This is a genomic window from Vibrio sp. A8-1 (assembly GCF_013048685.1).
GTDB classification, from domain to species: Bacteria; Pseudomonadota; Gammaproteobacteria; order Enterobacterales; family Vibrionaceae; genus Vibrio; species Vibrio metschnikovii.
This window is the reverse complement of record NZ_VHTC01000123.1, coordinates 1-600: the sequence shown is the minus strand read 5'-3', so window position 1 is coordinate 600 and position 600 is coordinate 1. Positions and strand designations below refer to the sequence as shown.

Genomic DNA, 600 nt, shown 5'->3' with positions numbered 1-600 from the left:
TAACGCCCGCTTAAGGGGCTGACAACGCTACTACCAAGTTTCCGCATAACACTGAAACCACCAAAACCAACGCATAATAAAAATGCCGCGCGTTGGAAGTCCCTCTTGAAGCGTTTGTTATGCTACCTTTTTGCCATTGGATGGCTTGGATTCAATTGAAGAAGATCCCACAAGTTTCCATACAAGTCTTCAAACACTGCTACCGTCCCATAGTCTTCTTCTGTTGGCTCGCGGACGAAGTTAATACCAATCGATTTCATACGCTTAAAGTCACGCCAGAAATCATCAGTATTTAGGAACAGGAATACTCGACCGCCTGCTTGATTTCCAATGAAATCATGCTGCTCTGGCTTCGAGGCTCTGGCGAGTAACAACGTAACACCATGAGAATTTGGTGGAGCCACAACCACCCAACGTTTGTCTTGTTCAGGTTGATGTGTATCTTCAATAAGTTCAAATTTGAGTTTGTTTACATAAAAATCAATGGCTTCATCATAATCTTTTACAACTAAAGCAATATGGACAATGTTCTGTTTCATAGTATTCCTTATTGAAGATTTCGACTGGTAGCATAACGCCCGCTTAAGGGGCTGACAACGC

At 42.7% G+C, this 600-nt stretch carries 1 protein-coding gene; it reads right to left on the bottom strand.

The features are described from left to right. Nucleotides 1-122: 122 nt before the first annotated feature. Entirely contained in the window at nt 123-539 is a 417-nt protein-coding gene (locus FKN93_RS17540; protein ID WP_017045395.1) for a VOC family protein, read from the bottom strand. Nucleotides 540-600: the final 61 nt, after the last annotated feature.